The sequence below is a fragment of the Flavobacterium sp. genome (assembly GCF_023151265.1).
GTDB lineage: Bacteria > Bacteroidota > Bacteroidia > Flavobacteriales > Flavobacteriaceae > Flavobacterium.
Genome location: NZ_JAKLJH010000128.1, coordinates 1 through 7,535, shown reverse-complemented (window position 1 = coordinate 7,535; position 7,535 = coordinate 1). Strand labels below are relative to the sequence as shown.

Annotated in this window: 8 protein-coding genes; 4 read left to right on the top strand and 4 right to left on the bottom strand. The window is 31.6% G+C overall.

Translation table 11 applies throughout. The features are described 5' to 3' along the window. Positions 1-6: 6 nt before the first annotated feature. Positions 7-855: an META domain-containing protein gene (locus tag L6Q46_RS11190; RefSeq protein ID WP_291284374.1), complete on the bottom strand. Its 849-nt coding sequence runs from the start codon at positions 853-855 to the stop codon at positions 7-9. 107 nt (positions 856-962) lie between these two features. On the opposite strand from L6Q46_RS11190, the gene L6Q46_RS11185 reads away from it, so the two are divergent. Together L6Q46_RS11185 and L6Q46_RS11180 are read left to right on the top strand one after the other, a co-directional pair. Next, positions 963-1,778, top strand: coding sequence for a 2,3,4,5-tetrahydropyridine-2,6-dicarboxylate N-succinyltransferase (locus tag L6Q46_RS11185; RefSeq protein ID WP_291284373.1), 816 nt, complete (start codon positions 963-965; stop codon positions 1,776-1,778). A gap of 160 nt (positions 1,779-1,938) precedes the next feature. Beyond that, positions 1,939-3,807 (top strand): alkaline phosphatase family protein, encoded by a 1,869-nt coding sequence (locus L6Q46_RS11180; RefSeq protein ID WP_291284372.1) that lies wholly within the window; start codon positions 1,939-1,941, stop codon positions 3,805-3,807. Here L6Q46_RS11180 and L6Q46_RS11175 read toward each other — a convergent pair. Next, positions 3,793-4,554: a glycosyltransferase family 2 protein gene (locus tag L6Q46_RS11175; protein ID WP_291284371.1), complete on the bottom strand. Its 762-nt coding sequence runs from the start codon at positions 4,552-4,554 to the stop codon at positions 3,793-3,795. The two genes, L6Q46_RS11180 and L6Q46_RS11175, sit on opposite strands and share 15 nt — an antisense overlap. An 86-nt stretch (positions 4,555-4,640) precedes the next feature. Here L6Q46_RS11175 and L6Q46_RS11170 point away from each other — a divergent pair, with 86 nt between their 5' ends. Further along, the gene (locus L6Q46_RS11170; RefSeq protein WP_291284370.1) at positions 4,641-5,702 is read left to right on the top strand and encodes a glycosyltransferase family 9 protein; all 1,062 of its coding nucleotides are present in this window, start codon (positions 4,641-4,643) and stop codon (positions 5,700-5,702) included. On the opposite strand, the gene L6Q46_RS11165 is transcribed toward L6Q46_RS11170, so the two are convergent. Together L6Q46_RS11165 and L6Q46_RS11160 are read right to left on the bottom strand one after the other, a co-directional pair. Further along, entirely contained in the window at positions 5,692-6,513 is an 822-nt protein-coding gene (locus tag L6Q46_RS11165) for a glycosyltransferase family 2 protein (RefSeq protein WP_291284369.1), read from the bottom strand. The genes L6Q46_RS11170 and L6Q46_RS11165 overlap by 11 nt on opposite strands. Before the next feature lie 24 nt (positions 6,514-6,537). Further along, the gene (locus L6Q46_RS11160; protein ID WP_291284368.1) at positions 6,538-7,317 is read right to left on the bottom strand and encodes a lipopolysaccharide kinase InaA family protein; all 780 of its coding nucleotides are present in this window, start codon (positions 7,315-7,317) and stop codon (positions 6,538-6,540) included. A gap of 65 nt (positions 7,318-7,382) precedes the next feature. Here L6Q46_RS11160 and L6Q46_RS11155 point away from each other — a divergent pair. After that, positions 7,383-7,535 (top strand): glycosyltransferase (locus L6Q46_RS11155; protein ID WP_291284375.1); only part of this gene is annotated, 153 nt, incomplete at its 3' end.

Below are 7,535 nucleotides of genomic sequence, written 5' to 3'. Positions count from 1 at the left end.
TCAGATTTACTTAATAATTTCAAATTCTGCTAAAGTTGCCATTCTGGCTTTGTTTAATTTTAAAGTTTTACCATCAAAATTATAATTATCAGCCATTTCTAAAACTTTAGCTAGTTCTTGTTCGGTTACCATATCTTCACAAGCCATCATAGTGGAAGCTACTTTTGAGAATTCAATACGACTAACCTCTTCTTTTAACTTATAGCTTCCCATCATATTATTACAACCTGCAAAAGCTGAAAATCGTCCATCAGGATTAAAAGTAATTCCGTAATCTCTTTTGCTATCTTTATTCTTTTCGATAGTTTTTCCGTATAATTTCACCAAACGCCATTTGGAATTTTTCAATTCAACTTTAGGAACTTCTTTGGTTTTTGTTTCTTCTTTTTGAACTAGTGCAATTGGTTCAGAAATTTCAATTCTTGATAATTGGTATTTTGAAGCTAAATCACCTTCAATGCGTTTTCCATCAACATCTAAATGAAATAATGCATTTTCACCCACAAAATATTGATTTGGAGCAGCTGAACCCGAAAGCGTAATCGTATTTCCTGCATCATTCCATGTGAATTTACCAGTTTCTTTAAACACTTTACTCGATTTCCCTTTGTAAACGGTTTCCTTAATATACGAATCTTCAGTTAATGAAATCGTAGTTTCGATAGATTCGCAATCGGCACACGGAAGATTACCTCTATAGTTTCCTTGATAATCTAAACTATTTTTAGCGTTATGTTCATCAACTTGAACTACTGTAGAATCAATTGGTGTTCCTTCTGTTTCTTTTTCAATATCCTTTTTACAAGAAGTAAAACCAATAGCTATTATTCCTAAAATTAGAAGACTTTTTTTCATGTTGTTTGTTTTTTTGTGATTAATGTAAATTTACGACTTATTTCTTATATCAAAAAGAATTCCAAAATTCATAAAATGTTATATTTGCACTACAAATTTTTACAATCATGACCAATTTACAATCTACGATAGAACAAGCATGGGAAAATCGTGCTTTATTACAAGAAGAAACTACGCAAAAAGCGATTAGAGAAGTTATCGAATTATTAGATAGCGGAAAACTTCGTGTAGCTGAACCAGTTGAAAACGGTTGGCAAGTGAACGAATGGGTTAAAAAAGCAGTAGTGATGTACTTCCCTATTCAAAAAATGGAAACTTGGGAAGCAGGCATTTTTGAATACCACGATAAAATGGAATTAAAACGCAATTATGCAGAAAAAGGAATTCGTGTAGTTCCAAATGCAGTGGCAAGATATGGTGCTTATATTTCTTCGGGTGTAATTTTGATGCCAAGTTATGTAAACATTGGTGCTTATGTAGATGAAGGCACCATGGTGGATACTTGGGCAACCGTAGGAAGTTGTGCACAAATTGGAAAACACGTGCATCTTTCGGGTGGTGTTGGAATTGGTGGTGTTTTAGAACCACTACAAGCGGCTCCAGTAATTATTGAAGATGGCGCTTTCATCGGTTCAAGATGTATTGTGGTTGAAGGTGTTCACGTAGGAAAAGAAGCGGTTTTAGGTGCGAATGTATGTTTGACTGGTTCTACAAAAATTATTGATGTTACAGGTGATGAGCCTATCGAATATAAAGGAGTTGTTCCAGCACGTTCAGTTGTAATTCCTGGAAGTTATACGAAGAAATTCCCTGCTGGAGATTATCAAGTACCTTGTGCAATTATCATTGGTCAAAGAAAACCTTCAACCGATTTGAAGACTTCATTGAATGATGCTTTGAGAGAATATAACGTAGCGGTATAATTCAAAGTACAAAATACGAAGTTTAAAGTACAAAGTTGAATTCCAATTCATGACAAAACTGTTGTGAATTGGAATTTTTATTTTCATCAAAAAGTAAATTACAAGTAAATAAATTGTAAATTTTATATGAATAGTTAAATTTGCTGAAAAATACCTTTCTATGTCAAACTATTTTAGCAGTGTAAAACTATTTTTCAAGCGTTTTTTTGTGGTTCTTTTTATTTACCAAATTTGTCGTTTGTTGTTTTACTTTTTCAATAAAAATGCCTTTGAAAACATTTCTGCTAAAGGTTTTTTAGGCGGTATTCATTTTGATTTATCGGCAATTGCCTACATCAATTTAGTTTTTGCACTTTTGCATTTTATTCCAGGAAATTTTAAATACAAACCTAACTATCAAAAGTATTTGAAAATTGGTTTCTTTATTGTGAATTTTATCTTCATCTTAACCAATTTTGTAGATTTCGAATACTACAAATTCACGGGAAGAAGAAGTACTTTTGGTATGATTACCGCAAGCGGAATGGAAAACGAAATTGGTGGATTAATCTTTTCATTTTTAATAGAATTTTGGTATTTACCAATTCTTGCATTAATTTTAGGAATAGTATTTTGGAAAGTAATTCCGAATTTAAAGCCAGCAAGCGAACAAAGTTCAAACTGGTCACAAATTGCGAAACAATCTGGAATGTTTTTGCTTTTAATGGGATTTGTATTCTTATTAGGTCGTGGTGGATTTCAGAAAAAACCGTTACGTATTGTAGATGCAGTAAATTATGGTTCGATAAATCAATCGGCAATTGTGCTGAATACACCGTTTTGCATTATTAAAACTATTGGTAAAAAAGAAACTTTAGAATCTCCAAAATACTTTTCAGAAAATGAATTAAACCAAATTTTCAATCCAATAACTGAAATTTCATCCACTGAAAATTCGAACAAAAAAAATGTAGTAATTATCATTTTAGAAAGTTTTGGAAGAGAAAATATTCAGCGCGGACAAACACCCTTTTTAGATAGTTTGATTGAAAAATCGTTGTTCTTTGAAAACGGTTTTGCTAATGGAAAACTTTCTATTGATGCTGTTCCTTCAACGCTTTCGAGTATTCCGAGTTTGATGAATAATTCGTTGATTACATCAAGTTATTCGATTAACGAAGTGTATGGGTTACCAAAAATTTTAAAAGCAAACGGTTATCAAACAGCATTTTTTCATGGTGCTTTCAACGGAAGTCAAAATTTTGACCAATATTGTAAAGTGGCTGGTTTTGATGATTATTTTGGTAAAAATGAATATGTTGGTCCAGAAGCTTTTGATGGAAGATGGGGAATTTTTGACGAAGAATTTATGCAATATTTTTCTGGGAAGATGACCGAATTCAAACAACCTTTTTTCAGTACGATTTTTACCATTTCATCGCATAATCCATACATAATTCCAGAAAAATACAAAGGAAAATTTCCAAAAGGAACTACTAAAATTCATGAAAGTATTGCGTATGCTGACAATGCTTTGAAACGTTTTTTTGAAACGGCTTGTAAGGAAGATTGGTATAAAAACACACTATTCGTAATAACTTCAGACCACACTTCATCTGAACCAACCGAGAAAAAGTTTAAAACTAATGTAGGTAAATTTAGAGTGCCAATTCTGTTTTTTGATCCTTCAAATCCTTCTATCGTTGGAAAAAATCAGAAGAATTTACAACAAATTGACATTATGCCTTCGATAATTGATTATTTGAATATCGATAGTAAAATGATTACCTACGGAAAATCATATCAATCTGAAAAAGATTTTGTGGTGTATTATTTAGACAATATTTACCATTATGTTTCGGGCGATTATTACTTGGCTTTCGACGGAAAAAAATCGTTAGGATTGTATAATTTCAAGAAAGATGAATTGCTAAAAACCAATTTAATCAAAACCGAAAAAGCAAAAACAACCGAAATGGAAACGTTTATAAAAGCGTATATTCAATCGTTTAATGAGCGAATGATTGGAAATAAATTAACGCTTCAATAATTTTTCTTGACGTTGTAATTTCAGTAATTTGGCGTATTTCATGTGCGAGAAAAACCCTTGAATTAAAGCAATTGTGATGCCGTCAATTCCGTTGAAAATTCCTTTTTTAAAGAAATAACATCTGATAAAAGCGGTTAAACCATTGATTACAGGTTTCATTGATCCTACTCTTTTTCCTTGATCAAAAAGTTGTTGTGCATGCCAAGTGGAATACTGGTTTTTCTTAGCTATAATTTGCTCAAAAGATTCCCAGCCGTAATGTAAAATGTGAACGGCTACTTTATTCTCGTTAGTAGTTTCAATTTTTTGATGCACTTTAGCTTCTGATGGTTTTGCGGTTTTCTTATTGAAAAAACGCACTTTATGATCGGGATACCAACCTGAAAAATCAATTAATTCATCGGCTAAAAAGTTTTTAACTCGAAACGAAAAAGCATCATAATTTCCTTCTAAATACTTTTCTTTTAAGATAAATTCTTTGGCATCTTTATCTAAAAACTCGTCAGCATCTAAATTTAAAATCCAATCGTTTTTGCAAAAAGGCAATCCGTGTGTGCGTTGTGGTCCATCACCAAGAAATTTTTGAGAAATTACTTTAGCTCCTTTTTCTTCGGCAATTTTTACTGTATTATCAACACTTAACGAATCAACAACGATAACTTCATCGCACACTTCAAACAAAGCATCGATGCATTTTCCAATATTTTTTTCTTCATTATAAGTAATGACTAAACCGCTAATTGCCATAAAAATTGAGTTTTCACAAAAGTAATCAATTTATTTTGTTGGCAAAGTTTCAAAATCAGTGTATTTTAGCCAAATAATTTATCAAAATGAAAATTTTAGTCATACAACAAAAGCGAATTGGAGATGTATTAACTTCTACCATATTATCTAATAATTTGAAGCAAAAATATCCAAATGCACAAGTGGATTATATGTGCTATGCCAATTGTGTTGATGTCCTAAAAAACAATCCAAACATTGATAATATTATAGTTTTGGAAGAAAAAGTGCGAAAAAACTACCTTTCACTTTTTCAATTTATTTTTAAAATCAGAAGTACCAAATATGATGCGGTGATTGACGCTTATAGTAAGCTGGAAACCAATTTAATCACACTTTTTTCTGGTGCTAAATATAAAATTTCATACAAGAAAGGATATTCCAATATATTCTACAATTACAATATTGAACGACTTAAAAACGGTACGAAATCGGATATTGGATTAGCAATTATTAATCGTTTACGATTATTAGAACCACTGATTAAAGAAGAAATTACCGATTATAAACCCAAAGTTTTTTTAACGGATTCAGAGATTAATCAGGCAAAGGAAATGTTAGCGAAATTTCCATTAAAAACCGACAAACCCACTTTTATGATTGGGATTTTAGGTAGCGAATGGTACAAAACATATCCGTTTGAAAAAATGGCAGAATTGTTAGATTTCACGGTTCAAACAACTGATGCAAATTTGCTTTTCAACTACATTCCAAAACAAAAAGAAGACGCTCAAAAAATCTTCGATTTGTGTCAACCCGAAACGCAACAACGCATTTATTTTGATTTGTATGCCGATGATTTGCGTTCGTTTTTAGGATTATTGTCGCAATGTGATGCTTTGATTGGAAACGAAGGCGGAAGTGTGAACATGGCAAAAGCGTTGTTTGTTCCAACATTTTCCTTGTTTTCACCAAGTGTAGATAAAGAAACTTGGCAAATTTTTGAAGATGAGAAAAACATTTCGATTCATTTAAAGGATTTGAAACCCGAAATTTATGCTGAATTTGACGAAAAGTACATCAAAGAAAACACCTTTAAATATTTTGAAGAATATCCGATTGCTTTGATTAAAGAGAAATTGAAAGATTTTTTTGAGATTATTCGCTGATATATTTTGACAAACCATTTTCAATAAAAGTCACATTGTGTTTTTTATTGAAATTGCGAATAGTATTGTTTTTCTCCCAAGTTTCGGGAGTAGCGTAACCTCTTTTGTGGTCTAAATGTAAACAAACGGCACTATAACGAATTTGCTTCGATAAAATCCCGAAGTTGAACAGACGTTCGCCAACTTCTCTATCCAAACCACCGTATTGCATTTCTTCATTGAATCCATTTACGGCAACTAAATCTTTCTTAAAACAAGACGTGTTGTGACCATTAAAAGTTCGTTTTGTTGGTGTTAACCAATTCATAAATGACGCAAAAAATGAAATTTTGGTCAGTTTAGATAATTTAAAAGTCTTAGAAACACCATTTTTTATCAACCAAGAAATGGAAAAACAATCTTGCTTTTGGATATTTTCTAATGAAATTTTATGTGAAGCTTCCATTGGTAATTTAAAATAGCCTCCTGAAAGAAAATAGCCTTCTTCTTGGTGTTTTAAATGTTGGGCAACAAAATCTTTTCGTGGAATACAATCGCCATCGGTAAAAAGCAAGTAATCAGAATTGGTTTTGAGAATAGCTTTATTCAAGATTTTACATTTCTGAAAACCATTATCTTCTTGCCAAATATGAACAATTGGAAACTTAAATTGGTTTTGAAAAGATGCAATTACGGCTTTTGTTTTTTCGGTAGAACCATCATCAGCAATAACAACCTCAAAATCTTGCTCGGTTTGGACGCTGTATCCAACAAGCACTTTTTGAAGCCATTCTTCCGAATTGTAAGTGGTGATAATTACCGATAATTTCATCTAACGAATTAAAAGTGAAAAATACTACTTTTTCCAGAACTTTAATTTCTTTTTGATTCTTTTTTTTCGGTGAAAGCGATATTGGAAATCGGCCGTTAAACCCCACATGGTTTCAAAAATAGTAGTTTCGTCACCGTTTGAAAGTTTTGCGTATTCATTACTCATCACCGCAATCATGTCTTTCTTGTGTGTGATTTTCGATAAATTCTTCATTCGGGTTTTGAAATCGAGAGTTTCATGAAATTGCATTCGGTTCAAATCCACTAGAAAAAACAAATAACTTCCGTCATTATTTTTACGAATTAAGGTATTTCCTGGTGAATGATCTAAGAATTCAATGCCTTTTTCGTGCATTTCAAAGGTAAATTGAGTAAACTTTCGGATGATAAAATCTCTGTTTTCAAAAGCTTCATTTTGTACAATTTCTCTGAATTCAAATACATTTTCTAAATGTTCGCAAGCGTAATAACTTTCTTTTAATCCGATAAAATCATAATTTTCGAAAAAAGCAACGGGTTGTGGTGTTCCAATTTGCATTTCCATCAATTTTGAAGCAAATTCAAACGAGCGACGTGCTTTTGATTTTCTAAAATAGCGATAAGCAATTTTGTTAATGATGTTAGGTTTCTTGAACGATTTTATGCTAATCACATCATTTCCCAATTCAAAAAGTTTAATTGCATTACGTTTTCCAATAACAAAATCTTTACCAGATGATGTAAAATGGGTAATGTAATTTTCGATTTGAGTTTTATATTTTAAGAAGTTGGGATGATACTGCGCTAGCATGTTTTTTTTATTCAAAAGTAGCTATTGTTGGTTATAATTCCAATTTATTGAATATTTTTACATGATTTTAGCAAACGAATATGAAAGAATTACCAAAATGTTCCTTAGTTACACCAACATATAATTGGCCCGAAGCGCTTGAATTATTACTTTTAAGCATTACTAAACAAACAGTTTTACCTAATGAAGTAATTATTGCCGATGATGGTTCAAAAGAGGAAACTCGTTTGCTA

Bases quoted from the DNA above. Each gene is read 5' to 3' on its own strand.
- L6Q46_RS11165 (WP_291284369.1), bottom strand. From the start codon at position 6,513: ATGAAATTATCGGTAATTATCACCACTTACAATTCGGAAGAATGGCTT.
- L6Q46_RS11185 (WP_291284373.1), top strand. From the start codon at position 963: ATGACCAATTTACAATCTACGATAGAACAAGCATGGGAAAATCGTGCT.
- L6Q46_RS11175 (WP_291284371.1), bottom strand. From the start codon at position 4,554: ATGGCAATTAGCGGTTTAGTCATTACTTATAATGAAGAAAAAAATATT.
- L6Q46_RS11170 (WP_291284370.1), top strand. From the start codon at position 4,641: ATGAAAATTTTAGTCATACAACAAAAGCGAATTGGAGATGTATTAACT.
- L6Q46_RS11180 (WP_291284372.1), top strand. From the start codon at position 1,939: ATGTCAAACTATTTTAGCAGTGTAAAACTATTTTTCAAGCGTTTTTTT.
- L6Q46_RS11190 (WP_291284374.1), bottom strand. From the start codon at position 855: ATGAAAAAAAGTCTTCTAATTTTAGGAATAATAGCTATTGGTTTTACT.